At 53.5% G+C, this 16,480-nt stretch carries 16 protein-coding genes; 14 read left to right on the forward strand and 2 right to left on the reverse strand.

Translation table 11 applies throughout. The annotated features are described in order from the left end of the window. The first annotated feature begins 33 nt into the window (after nucleotides 1–33). The 3 genes from ACOYXJ_RS18075 to ACOYXJ_RS18085 all read left to right on the forward strand — a co-directional run bounded on the left by ACOYXJ_RS18075 (nucleotide 34) and on the right by ACOYXJ_RS18085 (nucleotide 2,559). Entirely contained in the window at nucleotides 34–1,455 is a 1,422-nt protein-coding gene (locus ACOYXJ_RS18075; RefSeq protein ID WP_460370796.1) for an MltF family protein, read from the forward strand. Nucleotides 1,456–1,566: 111 nt separating this feature from the next. Continuing rightward, a complete protein-coding gene (locus ACOYXJ_RS18080) occupies nucleotides 1,567–2,001 on the forward strand; it encodes a DoxX family protein (protein WP_007908568.1) in 435 nt (144 codons plus the stop codon). A gap of 249 nt (nucleotides 2,002–2,250) precedes the next feature. Next, on the forward strand, nucleotides 2,251–2,559 hold the full coding sequence (locus tag ACOYXJ_RS18085; protein ID WP_150793017.1) for a class I SAM-dependent methyltransferase: 309 nt from the start codon (nucleotides 2,251–2,253) through the stop codon (nucleotides 2,557–2,559). Between the two features lie 17 nt (nucleotides 2,560–2,576). On the opposite strand, the gene ACOYXJ_RS18090 is transcribed toward ACOYXJ_RS18085, so the two are convergent. Then, nucleotides 2,577–3,443, reverse strand: coding sequence for a helix-turn-helix domain-containing protein (locus ACOYXJ_RS18090; RefSeq protein ID WP_460370799.1), 867 nt, complete (start codon nucleotides 3,441–3,443; stop codon nucleotides 2,577–2,579). Nucleotides 3,444–3,887: 444 nt separating this feature from the next. Between ACOYXJ_RS18090 and ACOYXJ_RS18095 the strand changes: the two genes are divergently transcribed. From ACOYXJ_RS18095 to ACOYXJ_RS18140, 10 genes are all read left to right on the forward strand, one after another. Next, nucleotides 3,888–4,769, forward strand: coding sequence for an acetaldehyde dehydrogenase (acetylating) (locus tag ACOYXJ_RS18095; RefSeq protein WP_150793015.1), 882 nt, complete (start codon nucleotides 3,888–3,890; stop codon nucleotides 4,767–4,769). Continuing rightward, nucleotides 4,750–5,847, forward strand: a complete 1,098-nt coding sequence (dmpG, locus tag ACOYXJ_RS18100; protein WP_150793014.1) for a 4-hydroxy-2-oxovalerate aldolase — start codon at nucleotides 4,750–4,752, stop codon at nucleotides 5,845–5,847. Before ACOYXJ_RS18095 ends, dmpG begins: the two co-directional genes overlap by 20 nt. Nucleotides 5,848–5,893: 46 nt before the next feature. After that, nucleotides 5,894–6,277: a cupin domain-containing protein gene (locus ACOYXJ_RS18105; protein WP_460370802.1), complete on the forward strand. Its 384-nt coding sequence runs from the start codon at nucleotides 5,894–5,896 to the stop codon at nucleotides 6,275–6,277. A 178-nt stretch (nucleotides 6,278–6,455) separates the two neighbouring features. Further along, complete coding sequence (locus ACOYXJ_RS18110) at nucleotides 6,456–7,832, forward strand: phenylacetate--CoA ligase family protein (RefSeq protein ID WP_150793012.1); 1,377 nt, start codon at nucleotides 6,456–6,458, stop codon at nucleotides 7,830–7,832. After that, entirely contained in the window at nucleotides 7,825–8,694 is an 870-nt protein-coding gene (locus ACOYXJ_RS18115) for an ATP-grasp domain-containing protein (RefSeq protein WP_460370804.1), read from the forward strand. The genes ACOYXJ_RS18110 and ACOYXJ_RS18115 overlap by 8 nt, the downstream gene beginning before the upstream one ends. Beyond that, entirely contained in the window at nucleotides 8,691–9,935 is a 1,245-nt protein-coding gene (locus ACOYXJ_RS18120) for an ATP-grasp domain-containing protein (protein ID WP_150793010.1), read from the forward strand. Before ACOYXJ_RS18115 ends, ACOYXJ_RS18120 begins: the two co-directional genes overlap by 4 nt. Next, entirely contained in the window at nucleotides 9,935–11,128 is a 1,194-nt protein-coding gene (locus ACOYXJ_RS18125) for an aminotransferase class I/II-fold pyridoxal phosphate-dependent enzyme (RefSeq protein ID WP_150793009.1), read from the forward strand. Before ACOYXJ_RS18120 ends, ACOYXJ_RS18125 begins: the two co-directional genes overlap by 1 nt. 2 nt (nucleotides 11,129–11,130) lie before the next feature. Then, nucleotides 11,131–12,084 carry an NAD(P)-dependent oxidoreductase gene (locus tag ACOYXJ_RS18130; RefSeq protein ID WP_191622610.1) on the forward strand — a complete coding sequence of 318 codons (954 nt, stop codon included), beginning with the start codon at nucleotides 11,131–11,133 and terminating at the stop codon, nucleotides 12,082–12,084. Continuing rightward, entirely contained in the window at nucleotides 12,081–13,028 is a 948-nt protein-coding gene (locus tag ACOYXJ_RS18135) for a fatty acid desaturase family protein (RefSeq protein ID WP_150793007.1), read from the forward strand. The genes ACOYXJ_RS18130 and ACOYXJ_RS18135 overlap by 4 nt, the downstream gene beginning before the upstream one ends. Further along, nucleotides 13,015–14,232, forward strand: coding sequence for an MFS transporter (locus ACOYXJ_RS18140; protein ID WP_460370807.1), 1,218 nt, complete (start codon nucleotides 13,015–13,017; stop codon nucleotides 14,230–14,232). The genes ACOYXJ_RS18135 and ACOYXJ_RS18140 overlap by 14 nt, the downstream gene beginning before the upstream one ends. 50 nt (nucleotides 14,233–14,282) lie before the next feature. Here the strand turns inward: ACOYXJ_RS18140 and ACOYXJ_RS18145 are convergent, their stop codons facing one another. Further along, entirely contained in the window at nucleotides 14,283–14,726 is a 444-nt protein-coding gene (locus tag ACOYXJ_RS18145; protein ID WP_150793005.1) for a bleomycin resistance protein, read from the reverse strand. A 134-nt stretch (nucleotides 14,727–14,860) separates the two neighbouring features. Here ACOYXJ_RS18145 and ACOYXJ_RS18150 point away from each other — a divergent pair, with 134 nt between their 5' ends. Then, a complete protein-coding gene (locus tag ACOYXJ_RS18150) occupies nucleotides 14,861–16,393 on the forward strand; it encodes an ATP-binding cassette domain-containing protein (protein ID WP_460370809.1) in 1,533 nt (510 codons plus the stop codon). Nucleotides 16,394–16,480 lie beyond the last annotated feature (87 nt).

Raw genomic sequence — 16,480 nt, forward strand, 5'->3', positions numbered from 1 at the left:
ATGAAATCGCCCCCTATTCTTTCCGGAGAGTGGATGGTTCGTCCCTCGGTTTTGCTGCTGTTGTGTGGATCGTTACTGCTGCCGATGACGGCGGTCGCGCGCCTGCCCGGGCCGCTGCAAGCCGTGCCGGCCGCCAAGGTGCGCGACCTGTCCGAGATCCGCAGCAGCCGCGTGTTGCGCGTGCTGGTCAATCAGAGCCGCAACAGCTCCGGTGAAGTTCAGGGGCAGGCCATTGGCGTCGAATACCATCGCCTGCGCGCCTTCGAGCAATACCTCAACGGCCACGCCCGCGATGGCCAGCAACTTACCCTCAAAATCATCCCCAAAGCCAAGGATCAACTGCTCGGCGCCTTGCAGCGTGGCGAGGGTGATCTGGTCGCGCCGGGCGAATTGCTCGATCTGCAATCTGGCTATGCCGTGGCCAGCAGCGAACCGATCGCCAGCAACGTGCCGCTGGTGTTGGTCGGGATCAAGGGTGAGCGCCGCTACACCAGGGTCGAGCAGCTCTCCGGCAAAACCCTGGCGTTGCCGACCGGCAGTGCGGCGGGGGAGGCGGTCAGTCAGCTCAACCAGAAACTGGCGTTGCACAAACTGGCGCCGATCAAGATCGAATGGGTTGATCCGACGCTGGCGGTCGAAGATGTGCTGGAGATGGTTCAGGGCGGGATTTTTCACCTGACCATCGTTGAGCAGCCGATTGCCGAACGCTGGGGCAAGATCCTGCCGAAATTGCGTTTTGACCGGCAACTGATGATCAGCGAGCCGGGCGAGGAATACTGGTTTGTACGCCGCGATGCTGCGATGTTGCGCGCGAGCATTGACCGCTTCCTCGGTGGTTACAAGAAACCGTCCAACGAAGATGCCGCGTTTCTGCGCATCTATCGCCGTCTCTATCAAGTCCACTATCCATTGGCCAAGGCTGACCGCCAGCGCCTGGAAAAACTGCGTCCGACCCTGCAAAAGCACGCGCAGGCGCAGAACATGGACTGGCTCAATCTGGCCGCACTGGCGTTCAAGGAATCACGCCTGCAACCCAATGCCCGCAGCGGCAGTGGCCCGACCGGGCTGATGCAGATCACCCCGTCCGCCGCTCAGCGAGTCGGCGTGAGCAACATTCAGAATCTTGATGCGAATGTGCAGGCCGGGGCCAAATATCTGGCGATGATCCGCCGCAAGTTCTTCAACAGCCCCAAGCTCAATGAGCGCGAGCGCATGGCCTTTACCTTGGCGGCCTACAACATCGGCCCCGAGCGCGTGCAGGGCATGCGCGCTGAAGCCCGGCGGCGCGGGCTGAACCCCAATCAGTGGTTCTTCCAGGTCGAGCGCATCGCTATGGAGCAGGTGGGAATGGGGCCGGTCAGCTATGTTAATAGCGTGAACAAGTATTACTTGGCGTTCGACCGGGAGCGGGAGTCGTTGGAGCCCGGGGCGCAAAAAGTCGTCTCACGGAAATGATCTAATAAACTGATTGTTATGGCGGAATATTTGCGCTTTTAACATGAAATTTACTGATTAATATAGCGGCCAACCAACACACACAACTTCTCGCAAAACAAGGAATGCCCCATGAGCTCTCTGATCAACAAAGTACTGTTCACCCGCGCTGGCTACGGTCTGACCATCCTGCGTATTGCGGTCGGCGTAATCTTCGCTGCGCACGGTTCGCAAAAACTTTTCGGTCTGTTCGGTGGTTATGGTCTGGCGGGCACGGCTCAGTACATGGACAGCATTGGCCTGCACCCGGGCTACCTGATGGCGACCCTTGCTGGCGGCACTGAATTCTTCGCCGGGCTGGCCTTGATCATCGGCCTGCTGGTACGTCCGGCAGCATTGGGCCTGACCTTCCTGTCGCTGGTGGCGATCTTCACCGTACACATCAGTAACGGTCTGTTTATGGCCAACAACGGTTACGAGTTCGCGCTGGCCCTGCTCGGTGGCAGCCTCGCCGTGCTGATCGAAGGCGCCGGCAAGCTCTCGGTGGACCGCGCCATCGCCGGTTAAGCGCTCTGGCTCAAGGAAAAGGCCCGCATTGTGCGGGCCTTTTTTTGTTGCGGCTGATTCTTGACACTGATCGGTCACGTTCTCTAGGATGTTGCCCATGCGCCGATTTAAACAGCTACTTGCGGGGCGCCAGGTGACTTCAACAGTTGCCGTCAGAAGCCGGAACAGGGCTTCGAAATACCGCTAAAGCGCTGGTTCGGTGTTGCCTCTCACCTGCCATGCAGACTTTTGAGGCAGAGACACGACACGATGAATGCACTACGCCCTCCAGCACGTCCCGCGCCGATCACTGCGCATATCACTCAACGCAACCCGAAAATCCTCCTTGGCGGCAAACATCAGCCGACGCTGTTGCGTTATCTCGATGGCTGGCCACGTCGCAGCGGCGGTCCTGCCGCGTTCCTGATCCAGTTCGTCGAAGACGGCGAGTCGCTGGCGCGTTTTGCCAGCGACAGTTTTGATCTGGCAGTGATTCAGGCACCGAGTGCGGAAGATGCGCCGGAGATGATCAAGCAACTGATCCGCGTTGCGCGGCAGGGCCTGATTACCCGCCGCTAGGAGAGGGGACGTCTTGCCTAAGATCCGAACGCGGCGTAATCCAGATCAAGCGCTGCCGAGGACGAGGGGGTCGAACTGTTTTCGCGCAACTTCAACCAGCGGGCCGGGGACAGGCCGAAGGTTTTGGTGAAATGGCGTGTCATATGACTCTGATCGAAGAATCCAGCATTGATCGTTGCTTCTGTCAGCGATTCGCCATTAACCAGGCCTGCTTTCACTTGATCGAGACGGCGCATGTTCAAATAGCGATGCGGGCTGGTGCCGAACAGTATTCTGAAGTCCCGCGATAACGCCCATCGGTCGCGACCGACGCTGTCGGCCAACTCTTCCATGGTGATGGTGTGTTCAATGGAATCAAGGATGAACGCTCTGGCACGTTCTGCGGCCTTGTAATCATAGGAGTGCGCCGGAGCAGGAAGGCCATGAGCATCGTTCAGAGCCATTGCCAGGTCAAAGATCGCATCGTCCTCTTGCAGCGGATCCTGCGGGTGATCAACGGCTTGCAAAAGGCGGGCGGTGGCGTCGAACAGACGACGATTGGTGGAAATGCCTTCCGCGACGAAAGGCAGTGGCTTTCCGCCAAGCACTTGCTGGATCAGCGCGGGTTCAATCTGAAGAACCTGATAAATCACGCCGTCCTCTGTCGCAGCAGCGCCTGAATGTTCTTCATCCGGGTGAAGTACAAACGTGCTGCCCGGCAGGCTATGACGAACAGATCCTCGATACGCGATGTTATGGACGCCCGACAGGGTTCGCCCGATTGAGTAAGTATCATGTCGGTGAGGGGTTGTTGCCTTTGTCGACAAGTATCCCTCAATGCGTTCGATTTTGCCGGTACAGGTGATTCGACACTCTTTATCTTTATTATGGGCGAGCGACTGCACTACTCCTCCTTGAGCTACATCTATAGCACTAACGTCCTTTCAAACCGCTGCAACACCTTGCTGCAAAGCAGCGAGCAGAGTGCCGGGCATTCTGTCGCTTAATCGCAGGCGACAGAATCTAGCACTCTATGAGCTGATGTAACAACCCATTACTAAAAAATGTTTACACCTCCCGTAAAACCGCCCGCGAAGCCCGCTAGGTAATAGGAGTGAATTTTTAAATGCACCATTATTGAGCGTGTAAAGTTCTGCACAAACGTACAATACGTTTTGTGCGGGCGCCGGTAGTTTGAGTAAAGATTGATGTGCGGTGAAGCTTGGACCATCGAACGGATTTCAATAAAAATAAAGACTACAGTCACTGACTTTTTCAGATAGCTATGTGCGTGCCGCATATGCTGAACATCCCAGGGCGCTAAAAATGATAATTCCGAAGGATAAGGTATGAGTGCGCGGTCACATCCGGCGAAAGTAGCCATACTGGGTTCCGGAAGCATCGGTATTGATCTGATGTATAAAGTCTTGGCTTCCAGAAATCTGCAACTGGCTTTTGTCGTAGGACGCAATCAACACAGTGACGGGCTGTCTATTGCCAAGTCAGTGGGTGTGGAAACATCAAGCGACGGGATCGAGTTTCTCAAGGATAACGTCCAGCACTTCGATATGGTGTTTGATGCCACCTCTGCCGCAGCGCATCTCATACATAATGACTTTTTCAAGAAGAGTGGAACTTTCGCAATTGATTTGACTCCCGCCAAGCTGGGTGAGTTATGTGTTCCATCGATCAATCTGCAAAACATTGAAAATGCCCAGAATGTAAATCTGATTACGTGCGGCGGCCAGGCCAGTCTTCCCCTGGCCTATGCCCTGGCCCAATCGGTAGAGTCAATAGATTATTTGGAAGTGGTCTCCACCATTTCTTCGCGAAGTGCCGGTATCGCCACGCGTGAAAACATAAATGAATATATGACCACCACCGAATATGCACTGGGTATGTTCACTGGGGCGCGACAAACCAAGGCTATCCTTAATATAAATCCCGCCGACCCGGGTATATGCATGCAGACCACGCTATATGCACGTGCAACGTATGCTGACTTTGCTCTGGTTGAACAGCAACTCGCGCAGATGGTTGAAAATGTTCAGTCGTATGTCCCTGGTTATCAATTGGTTCTGCAGCCGATGGAGAATAACAGCTGCATCACTCTGAGTCTGACAGTGCACGGCAGTGGCGATTACCTGCCCAGTTATGCCGGTAATCTGGATATCATCAATTGTGCGGCCATTGCAGTCGCCGAGCATAAATATGCTTCCATTGGAAAATGAGGTCGGTGTGTCGGTCATTATCAGTGATTCCACTCTAAGAGACGGTAACCATGCGATCCGGCATCAACTGTCGCTGAAACAGGTTTGCGGTTACGCCGCTGCTGCCGAAAAAGCTGGAATCGATATTGTCGAAGTAGGCCACGGAAACGGCCTCGGGGGGTCTTCCAGTTTGCTGGGTTTCTCCGCCGTGTCGGACCGCGAGATGCTCGAAGCTGCAAGGGCGCAACTGGTGCGCAGTTTATTGGGCGTTCATTTTATCCCTGGCTTGGGCAAGTCTGCGGACATTGCCATGGCGCTCGACATCGGTGTGGATATCGTACGTGTAGCCAGTCACTGCACTGAGGCAAACATCACTGCGCGGTTCATCGAGCAAACCAGAACTGCCGGCAAGACAGCCTATGGTGTGTTGATGATGGCGCACATGGCCAGCCCCGAGAAACTCCTTGAGCAAGCAAAGTTGATGGAAGATTACGGGGCCCATGCCGTGATCATCATGGACAGTGCCGGCTATTCCAGTCCGAACATGGTGCGTGAGCGTATTGGTCTGTTGAGCAATCACTTGAATATTCAGGTGGGGTTCCACGGGCATAACAATCTGAGCGTTGCCGTAGCCAATACCCTGGTAGCTGTAGAAGCCGGTGCATCTATTGTCGACGGCTGTATCCGAGGGTTTGGGGCGGGCGCAGGCAACACGCAACTGGAACCTCTCGTAGCCATTCTCGAACGCAGTGGCGTGGCGGTATCGACATCATTCGAACGCATGATCGAACTGGTTAAGGATGCCGACAAATTATTGCAGCCGGAAACTCCGCATATTCAGATTTCCAACATTGCCAGTGGCTTGTATGGGTTGTTCTCCGGTTATGTCCCGCACGTTCAAAGGGCCGCCAGAAAGTTCGCCGTCAGCGAGTTCGAGCTCTACAAACGATTGGCCGAGCGCAACCTGGTGGCCGGTCAGGAAGATGTCATTATCGAGGAAGCGAGTCGTCTGGCGACCGACAATATTCTCGACAAAATGACCCGATCCAGTGATACGCCGGAGCCGTTGGAAGTCTCGCTCCTGAGTACGCATCGCTGACGGGATATCGATAATAAAAAGAGCGGTAGAAACCTGTGAGGTGGGGATGTCTGGATTGAATGGAAGCAGCTACGGTAGTTGGGTTGATGTGCCCAGAGAAGTTCTGAACGAGTATATCGACCGGCAGGTTGTCTCAGGTGATCAATTAATGATGGCCAAGCTTTTTCTCAAGAAAGATGCGTTTGTAGCTGAACACCGTCATCCCAATGAACAGTTCACCTACATTCTTTCCGGGAAAGTTCTTTTTCGCTACGGTCTGAATATGGAGAAGGAGGCGATCGTTGCGGCCGGTGAAATATTGCATATTCCTGCCAATGTTCCGCATAGCGCTCTGTGTCTGGAAGATGCTGTCGACCTGGATGTCTTTACGCCATTACGTGAGGATTGGTTAAAGGCAGGCGGTAACGATTATTTTTCGGGTCGAACTTGATTGAGCGTGTCTGGGGTTGTTGAAGAAGACTCCTGAATAATAAAAGAGTAACTGTTTACTAAACTATTAACTGCTCTTCAGTAGTGTGTACTCATGCAGGGTGCGTGAAGTATCGGCTATCGCTGAGTGCGATGGTCGGTGTTTTTATTCAATTCATTATAAAATCAAGACAGTAATTATGAATAAAGCGATTACGTATACCGATGTTTATGAGCAGGCCGGCAGCCCTGTCGAGTTGCTCGATAATGTCGTGCGCACGGCGATTTGGCCGGCCGAAACTCTTGAACACCATCTTGAATGTCTAAGAGAATTCCACGACACACGCAATATTTATCAGGAGCTGGAAAATACTCGTCGCGAGATACTTGATCAGGCGACGCTGCGACGTCTTCAAACCCTGGTTGGGTATGCCTATCAGCACATTCCTTTTTATAACCGACTCTACCGTGGGGTCGGCTTCGAACCAGGGGATCTCAACTCTCTGGAAGCCTTCTCGAAGTTGCCGATCGTGTACAAGGCCGATTTGCAGGAAGTGCACGCAGAGGTGTCGGCAAATCCCTATGTGAAGATTAACTTCATGTCCAGGACTTCTGGTTCTACCGGCGTGCCGTTGTCGGTAATTAACGATACCGACCGCCAGCGTCACTGGTTCGTCAAACGCCTTTTCATGTTTGAACAGATGATGGGCCAGCGTCTTGCGCCGGAAGACTGGATGTACTCGATCTACTACGAACCGTTTTTCCTGACGAGCATCTTCGGTGAGTACAAGACATTTACCGTCGGTTTGAACGCCGATACGCAAAAAGTCGTCGAGCATATCCGCCGGGTCAGGCCAAAACTGATCACCGGTGTTGCCAACCACGTCTTGAAAGTGGCCCGACTGCTGCCCGACGCGAAAGCGTTGGGGATTCTCGCATTTACCACTAATAGTGAAAGTTCATCGACTGGCGAACGACGCGAAGTCGAGAAGCTGACGGGTGTTCCGATACTGGATGAATATTCGTCGGAAGAGCTCGGCATCATTGCTTGGGAACAGCGAGATGGCTCCTACATGGTGGCTGAAGACACCGTTCATGTTGAACTCGTTGCTGCCGACGAGCAAAGCATGGAGCAAGTGATCGGTACCGATTTGTGGAACTTCACCATGCCGAGGATTCGCTACAACCAAGGCGATTACGCGCAATGGAAGTGCGCCGTGCCGGACATGGGGCTGAGGCGTCTGGAGCGAATCATCGGGCGTCAGGATATGAGTCTGCTCAGTCCAATGTTTGGCCAGATCGATCCTGGCCTCATCCTGGAAATTTCCGATACCACGCTGTTACCGGAGTCGGCCGGCGTCGCTGAATTTCGCGTTGTGCAAAAGACCCTGAGGGAAGTTCATCTCCTGATTAAACCTGCACGCAATGGTCAGGACTGCGGGCACGCGGTAGAAGCATTTACTCAACGGTTTCTCCCGGTGTTTGGTGCAGATATCGACTTCAAGGTTTTTCTTGTGGATGAACTGCCGCGCCTGGGCGTCAAGAAACGATGCATTGTGAGGGAATACCGTGGCTAAGAATATTGGGATCATTCATGACGATATGCACCCACTGTTGGACAAAATTGCACAGCGCGTCATAGCGCAGGGTTCAACGGTGCAGTTTATTCACTACTCGGCACTGACGTTCGGGTTTGGGGTGGCTGATTGTTTGAAGGGGCTGGATGCCATTTACCTGGATCGCATGGGCGAATTGACCCGCAGCTATTCGACCCAACTTGCATTGCTGCCCAGTCTGCAGAAGTTAAGTGGTGATATCCCGATTATCAATGAACCGTCGCACTACACTGTAGCGCGTAATAAAGCCTTGACCGCGCAACTGTTCAAAGAACGCGGCGTGCCCGCACCTGAAACTGCGATTGTTTACAGTCTCGCCCAAATAGATGACCTGGCCGGCCTTCAATCTCAATGCAAGTTTGTCGTGAAGTCGATTCTCGGTTGTTGCGCTGACGATGTTTATCTTTATCCCGACGACAACAACCGGGCGGCGATCACGGCAATGTTGGCGCGTGATGGCATGGCGATCATGCAAACATTTGTCGAACGGAAGAACCGCTTTATCTGGCGAGTCGATGTCGTCGACGGCAAGGTCATTGTGTGCAACCAGCGGTTTGCTTACAACCCGGATGACGAACTGCCAATCTGTAATGGTACGCGTGGGGGTGAGATTGTCTTCCTCAGTCCCGATAACTTGCCGGAACACATCTACAACCTGGCTGTTGGAGCTGTGCAGACGCTCGGTCTAGTCGTAGCGGGTGTCGATCTGGTTGAGGCGGACAATGGCGAAATCTATGTGATCGAAGTTAATCCCGAGCCCGATATTACTCTTGATAAGTACGAGCTCCCTTACTCTATTGCGGACTACCTGATCAAATTATGAAAAAAGTTCTGGTTGTATCTTCGTCGTCTGATATTGAACAACGTCTTGCCCGCATGCTGGAAAAGGGTGCGATTCCGCAGGAGGACTATTCGGTTTTCGTCGAGAAATTTGGCGAAGAGTCCTCAGCTTCAGATGGACTGTTCGCTAATGTGTTTGCAATCGATGACTTGCGTAATCGTGTCGCGATCGATGCCGGGGTTGAGCAGTGCCGTAGCTGGGGGCCATTTGACCTGGTAATCGCTACTGATGAGTATTCGGTGATTCTGGCAGCCGAGTTGAGAGAACGCTTGGCCGTCGCGGGACCTACAGTTGGCGAAATGCTCAAGTTCAGGGACAAAGTAGTGATGAAAGAGTCGCTGCTGGGGTCGAGTGTGCGTACGCCTGTACTCTATACGATAGATCAACTGCTCGCTGATCACAGCTTGCTGCCGGTGGTGGTCAAGCCGCGATCGTATGCCGGTAGTAAGGGTATAAGTGTCCTCCGTACGCCACAAGAGGTATTGGAACTGGCGAAAAATTTCCAGGGAACACTTACTGATAAGGAGGTCGCATTCACCGAGTTTTCGCTAAATGATCTGGAACTCGAAGAGTTCATTGTCGGCGAAATTCTGCATATCGATGGATACATTCTTGGCGGCGAAGTGATGTTCTGTGTGCCTTCGCAATACGTTGGCACCTGCCTGAATTACATCAATGGGCAACCACTGGCTTCGCATTCGGTAGAGGATCGCGAGGAGCACAAGCGCTGGCTGGAATTCTCCAGAGAAGTGCATGCCGTGATGCAATTGCCTGATGGCGCGTTCCACCTCGAAGCATTTTTAACCAGCAGCGGTGAACGCGTGTTTCTGGAAATCGGCGCGCGCCCAGGTGGTTGCTACATCGTGCCTTCCATCGAATATGCCACCGGTCTGAATCTCGACGTAGCGCATATCCAGTGCCAATTGGGAATCGCTCCCCAGGTTCCAGGTGAAGACAGCGAGCAGTTCGGCTGGGTGATTTTCCCCAAGCAAGCACCTCAGGCTCATGCACCGAAAGTGGGTGAAGTAAGCGTCCCTGATCTGAACGGATATTTGGCGCCGACCTGGACGTTCATACCGACAAACGAAGACGACTATACCGGGAGCTTTTTCTCGTATACCTCGAACCTCGGCGCCTTTGTATTCAACTCGCCAGACCATCGTTTGATGAAAGACACCTTGCAGCACTTGATGAAGAATTATCGCGTAGGGGCGCAGAACTGATGAAACGTTCACCTGATCATAAAAACAAAAACCTGACTGAACTTGAAGTTTTCGGGCTGTCGGCACAATACAACCTGGCAGACGGTCATAGCTATATTTCTGCGAAAACCCATTATCAACCGGTTCTTTCCGCACTGCCTGAACTATGGAATCATGCCGCCGAGACGACGGTTCCGCAAATGGAGAAAGAGTTCAAAGACACGTTCGCCGAATATTTTGGTCTGGACGGTCTTCGCCAGCATGAATGTTTTTCCATTTGTCCCACCGCGTCTAACAGCATTGATATCGTCGGTGCCTGGGCAAGGGCGATGAAATATCGCGTGGGTCTGGTTGAACCGACGTTTGACAACCTCGCACAACTGTTAAGGCGTCGTGAGGTCGAGCTCGAGCCCATTCCAGAGTCGTCCATCAATGATACTCAGGCGTTGAAAACGCTGATTCAGGAAAAGCAGTTGAACGCGGTTTTCCTGGTCAATCCGAACAATCCGACCGGATTGGTCATCAATCAATCACTGATGACTGAAATCATCGATCTGTGCAAACAACTCGATGTCGTGCTGATTCTCGACACATCGTTTCGGTTCTGCCACCGGACACACGTCGATGAGTACGCATTGTTAACGGAGAAAGAACTTTCATTCATCATTCTTGAAGACTCCGGAAAACAATGGCCAACCCTCGATACCAAAGCCAGCTTGCTGTCTTACAGTGCTGATATTGCACCCTTGATACGCAATATCTACGAAGAGATCTATCTATGCTCTTCCAATCTTTCGTTGAAATTGATCAGCGCATTTATCGAACATACGATCAGCTTGGGCGGTGTTTCCTATATTCACGCGCTGGTCATGAAAAATGCACAAACGGTTCGCGAGCAACTGGCCAATACGTTGGTATCGGTTGAAGAAGTCGATCCCGATTCGACCATGACCATCATGTGGTTGAATATTGAAAAAACCGGAATGACGGATCTCGAACTCATTGATTACCTGGCTCAATACGATGTCGCCGCCTTGCCGGGTCGGTACTTCTATTGGAACAGCCATCACGTCGCCGGCCATGATCGTCTGCGTATTGCATTGATGAAGCCGGACGAGCAGTTTGCCTTTTCCATATCGCGACTGCGGCATGCACTGGAGGTACTCGAGGTCGAACTTGGCGAGGCCCGTACACCTTGCCTGGAAGGGGCCTAGTCGTGAGAAAAGTTTTGATCACAGGTGACTTTGATGTCCCGCCTGACGCATTCCCACAAGATTTCGAGTTGATTCATATCCGCCGTCCGCGCGATCTCCAGCAGATCATCGAGGTGCTGCCGGATGTCGAGGATTACATTCTGGGTGGCCCCGAATATCTTTCGGCGACCGTGATCGATGCGGCTCGCGATCTGGAAAATCTGGTCGTCATGGGTACTGGAACTTCAAGTTTCGTGGATGTCGCCTATGCAAGTGAACGCGGGATCCGGATATTCAATACTCCCCATTTGAACGTGGGGGCGGTCGTCGAATTCACGTTGGCGATGATAACTGTATGCACCGCCCGGGTTTTTGAAAGCATTGCCGGCGTAAAACAAGGCGGGCAATGGCTGCAAACACCGCGACCTGCACTGAGCTCGTTGAAGATCGGTATTGTCGGGCTGGGGGCTATTGGCAAAGCGTTGGCGCGTCAGTTGAAACAGCGTGGCTGCGAGCAGGTGTGCTATTGGTCGAGAAGTCGCGATCTGCCGCTTGAGGCCAGCCTCGAGCTTGAGTACAAGTCGCTGGAAAGTCTGGTCAGTGAAGTGGATGTCGTCTGTATTCACATGACCTACAGCGAACAGACCCACTCTCTGTTCGATTCGGGACTGCTGAATCGGCTCCGGCCGGATGCGACGATTTTCAATCTTTCCAATCCGAAGATCATTTGCCCGGTTGCTCTCCGGACGTTCCTGGTAACGCACCCCGACGCCTTTTGCCTCATAGATGGTTATTACCACGAATGGGTCGAAAACAGAGGCGAAGCTGAGGATCCCTTCGGATTGCTGTCGTTACCGGCGCGCAACCTTGCCGTGACCTCCCACTTGGCAGCACAAGAACAACAAGTGGTTGCCGAGATATTTGCCCAGGCCACCGCGCGTGTCTGTCAGTTGGCAGCGCAGGAGGTGGCATTGTGATCAGAGTCGAGCCGTCGTTGCTCAAACGTTCGAATCGCTATGCTTATTCTCGACTGATCGCCACATTCGGGTTGCTGGTAGTGTCATCGCTGGTGTTGCTGCAGCCGATAGGTGTGTTGTTCAAAGTGTTCCTCGTCGCCGCCAACGGTTTTATGATGGCCGGGTTCTTTTCGGTGATGCATTACTGTTGTCATGGAACATTCTTTAGCCAAAAGCACATGAACCGGCGCTTCGGCCAATTCCTGGCCAGCGCGATGTTGATGAACTTTGCCGCATACAAGTTTTTTCACATGCAGCACCACCGGCGCACGACAGTGATCGGAGACTCCGAGCCGGCTGGCGAGATCCGCAACGTCTGGCAGTATTTCTGGTTCGCCCTGAACTGGGATTACATCAGCGCTTTTGCACGGATGTCGATCGGCAGTCTTTTCGGCTACTTCCCGTTTTTTGTGCGCAGTGAGAAAGCGTGCCGGGAGGTGAAAGTCGACGCGTGGCTGTCATTGGGGTTCATGGTCGCGATGCTGTGGCTGACATGGCTGTTTCCACTGCAAGTCCTGCTGGTTTACTGGCTGCCCGTGCAGTTGGCCTTCTCATTGAATTTTTTCTATGTGATTGGCGAGCATTCCGGAGTGGAGGCGGGTGATGATCCTTTGCAGAACACGCAAACCTTCGCTCGTCAGAACAGGCTATTCAGCTTCTTCAATCACAACAGTAACTTTCATGCTGCCCATCATTGCTTCCCGCAAGTACCGCCCGACAAGATTCCGGCGGCGCACAAACTGATCGAAGAAAAGCTCAAGCATCCACCCGTGGGTTACATCGAGCTGAACGTTCAATTGTTGCGCTCGTTGATCAAGAATCCCTTGCGATCCAAACCTGCGCCGCCTCCGGGACGAGAAACCAGTTTCTTCTATAAATTAGAGACCCGAAATGAAAGCAAGTAACTCACACCTCAAGAGTATGTGGGTGCTGCTCATTGGTAGCGCACTCAGCACCTTCGGTATCTTCCTGTCCATTCCCTTGGTCAGTTTGCACGCCTATAACGTTTTTCATCTGTCGGTTTATGAAATCGGGCTAGTGTCAGGCGTCTGGCCTGCAACGGTATTTTTCTTCGGATTTATCTGTGGAATGATCGGCGATCGCTGGGGGTACGTGCGTTCGATTCGCACCTCGGCGATCATCAATTGCGCCGCCTTCATGACATTGGCCGTGGCCAAGGATGTTGAAACGTTTGTCCTGGGCCTGGTGCTGTTCGGTATTGGAAAGTCATTTTTCGACAGCACTATTCGCGCAGCCATGACCTGCGTGTGCCTGCCTCACGAGCGGGAAAAATATTTCCGTCTGCGCTATATGCTGATGAATATCGGCTGTGTCGTTGGCCCGCTGGTAGGCGTTTACGCTTACGAGTACATGGCGAGCGGCGCATTCACTTTGACGTCGGTGGTTTATGTAGCCTTTTTCCTTTTGACGCTGGCGTTCCTGCACATCGGTGACTTCAAGGTCGAGCGCCACGATGAGCCTCGCACGACGTTTGGAAAGTTCGTGGTACTCAAGGACTTCCGCTTGCTCTGCTGGGTTGTAGCCTTTGCGCTGGTGCTGATGGCCTACGGCAGTTATGAGGCGTTCATGCCGATCATTGTCGAGCAATCAGCGGGTGCAAGACCCAGCTTCGGTGTTCTTGTGTCGTTGAACGCGGCGGTGGTGATCATTTTCCAGGTCATTCATCTGCGATACATGAAGTGGTTGCCGTTCAACCAGACAGTGATCGCCGGTATCGTTTTGCTGGTCGTCGGATTCCTGATCTTTACCGTGGACGTGCATGTGTTCGTCATGAGCTTGTTGGCAGTGGTGGTGTTTTCCATCGGCGAGACACTGTTGTTTCCCTGCTTCGAAGTGTTCATGGACAAAATCGCCCCGGCACACAACAAGGCACTGTATTTTGGCGCCGGTGAAGTCAAACAGATTGGCTTCTTCTTAGGGCCTTTACTGGGCGGGGTATTGTTCACCGCCGGCGGTAGTCATTTGTTGATTGCTGCGTGTGCCGTGTGCATCGGTCTGGCCGCAATAGCGTTGTATCAGGTGCACGCGTCATTGCGAGGCACGTCTGCATCGTCAGTTGCAATCGGAGTCGAACCCACTAACGGCTAGGGCGTCTGAAAATCCACGAGTCAGCGGCTGTTGGGCTGGCTTGTTTTTGATCAAGGTCGGGTAACTGATTGGAACACGGAACGTTCACCGAGATTTTCGACCAGGCGTACCAGATACCCATCTGGATCCTGGACCAGAAACTGGCACTGACCGATCTCTTTGTCGCCCGCCCGATACCAGACGACTTCGCGCTGCAGAAACAGCGGCCACTGAGCGGTTTGCAGGCGCTCAATGACGCTGTCGACGCACGTGACTTCGATCTGCAGATTGATGCCCCGGCCAAACGGCGCCACCAGTTCGGCCGAAAGCCACTGCTGTTCGACGCTATTGTGTTGTTCCAGCATGATTTGCGCGCCATGCAGATCAAGATAGGCGAAGCCTTCTTCTGGACGCTGATAGGCGACGTCGAACCCGATCAGGTTTGTCCAGAATTGCAGACTGCGTGGCAAGTCGGTGACGATGAGTTCGGGCACCAGTTTGTTTCGTATGAACATTTTTTATTCTGCATGAGTCATCAGGGTGCGCAGTGTAGAAGCGCGTCGCGAAGGAGACAATCTGCAGGCGACTGTTATCCCTGACAGTTTTGCGCTGGACAGATTTACGCAAACGGACCGATCAAGAAGGGCAAATGAGCAAACTCGTTTTACAGGATGTGGAACTCGGTTACGCACGACCATTGGTAAGCGACATCAATTTACGCATCGCCAATCAGGAAAAAATCGGTGTAGTCGGCATTAACGGCGCGGGAAAATCCACGCTGATCAAGTGCATCACTGGCGAACTTGAACCGACGCAAGGCAGCGTCTCGATCCAGCGCGGGTTGCGTATTGCCCATGTCGATCAACACGTACCGAAGGCGCTGCTCGGTATGTCATTCCGACAGTGTGTGGCCCTGGCATTGCCGCCGGGCGATCACGTCGCGCGCGAGTGGGAGGTCGACTACATCCTCGATGTGCTGCATGTTCCGACGCCTGTTCGCCAGCAGCATTTGATTGATTTGAGTGCCGGTTGGCAACGTTTTGCCCTTATTGCGCGAGCCTGGCTTGGCAATCCGGACATTGCCTTGCTGGATGAGCCAACCAACTTTCTCGACCTGGAAAAGGTGCTGGTGCTCGAACGGTGGATTCGCGATAACGCTGGCGATACGCCCATGATCATTGTCAGCCATGATCGACGCTTTCTCGACAACGTGACCGATTCAACGTTGTTTGTCAGGCCGGCGCGTTCGCGGTTTTTCACTCATCCTTACAGCCGGGCTGTCGACTTGCTGGAGGCTGAAGATCGCGCCGACGATAGCCGTCGCGAGCGTGATACCAGGCACCTCGAACGAATGCGCAAAAGCGCCCACCAATTGCGCCAGATCGGCGTCAACAAGCACAGCGATGCGGCACTCAAACGTTCCGCCCAGCTTGATCGGAAAATCCAGACGCTGGCCGATGCCATTCCCCGTGCGGTTCATGAACAACCTCGCGAGATTCAGCTAAGCAACAGTGGCACGCATGCGAAGGTGGTGGTGGAGTTTCAAAAGTTCACCTTGCGCACACCCGATAATCAGCTGTTGCTCGGTATTGACGAACTACGGATCTGGCAGGGGGAGCGGGTGGTGATCCTGGGGCGCAATGGCGCAGGGAAAACACGCCTGATTCAGGCGATTCACGCAGCCGTCATGGACCATGAAGCGGGCGCCCAGGCGGGTATTCGCATCCCGCCGTCCATTTCCTGCGGCTATGTCGACCATGCGATGCAGGCGCTTGATGCCGGCTCGACACCCTTGCGGTACATCAGCGAGCGCTTTCGTCTGCACGAAAACCGGACCACTTCATTGCTGGTATCAACCGGCTTCGAACTGGGCCTGCATGGCCGGCCGATCGCACAACTCAGTGCAGGGCAGCGTGTTCGCTTATTGCTGTTGGTACTGCGCCTTGAACAGCCGAATTTCTATTTGCTCGATGAGCCAACCAACCATGTCGATATTCAGGGGCAGGAAGCACTGGAGCAGGAACTGGTGCAGCATCAGGCGACCTGTATCTTCGCCTCGCATGATCGGGAGTTTATCGATCAGGTGGCTACGCGCTTTCTCTGGATCAGAGGGCAACGTCTGAGCGAAGTAGAGTCTGCAGAAGGCTTCTATCGCGAAGTGCGTGAGATGGCCGACGGTTAGTTCGGGTTTATAACAATCAATCAATAAAGAGTTGTTCTTGTCGAGCCTGTCCCTCTGCAAGGAGGGCGAGCTTACGCCAACGAGAAG

The organism is Pseudomonas sp. Tul2A7 (assembly GCF_054790505.1).